Annotated in this window: 1 protein-coding gene; it reads left to right on the top strand. The window is 59.0% G+C overall.

The genetic code is table 11. From position 1 onward, the window contains the following. A partial coding sequence (locus FOY53_RS22690; RefSeq protein ID WP_146592540.1) for a DDE-type integrase/transposase/recombinase occupies positions 1-659 on the top strand: 659 nt, incomplete at both ends.

Below are 659 nucleotides of genomic sequence, written 5' to 3'. Positions count from 1 at the left end.
CAAGACCGGCCCAAAGGAGCCACGTTCGACGGTCCTCACGGAGGCTGAGGAGGCGGCCATCGTCGCGTTTCGGCGCCACACGCTGCTGTCGCTTGATGACTGCCTCTATGCCCTGCAGCCGTCCATCCCGCACCTGACACGGTCAGCACTGCACCGCTGTCTACAGCGACATGGCATCTCGCGCCTGCCTGACGTCGAGGGCGACAAGCCAAAGCGGTCGAAGTTCAAACGCTACCCTATCGGCTTCTTCCACATCGACATCGCCGAGGTGCAGACTGCTGAAGGAAAGCTGTTCCTGTTCGTCGGCATCGACCGCACGAGCAAGTTTGCTGTGACCCAGCTTGTCGAGAAGGCGGACAGAAAGACGGCCTGGGAGTTCCTGCAACACATGCTCGAAGCCGTGCCGTATCAGGTCCACACCATTCTAACCGACAACGGCATTCAGTTCGCCGAGCAGCCTCGAAACCGGAACACCGCGTATTCACGGCCGATGCGCTTTGACATGATCTGTGAGGCATACGGCATTGAGCACCGACTGACCAAACCCAACCATCCCTGGACCAAGGGACAGGTCGAACGGATGAACCGCACGATCAAGGACGCCACTGTAAAACGCTTCCACTACAACAGCCATGATCAACTGCGAACGCACCTCACAG

Source organism: Puniceibacterium confluentis (genome assembly GCF_007923445.1).
GTDB classification, from domain to species: domain Bacteria; phylum Pseudomonadota; class Alphaproteobacteria; order Rhodobacterales; family Rhodobacteraceae; genus Puniceibacterium; species Puniceibacterium confluentis.
The sequence above is the reverse complement of the archived record's forward strand: the minus strand, read 5'-3'. Positions and strand labels throughout refer to the sequence as shown.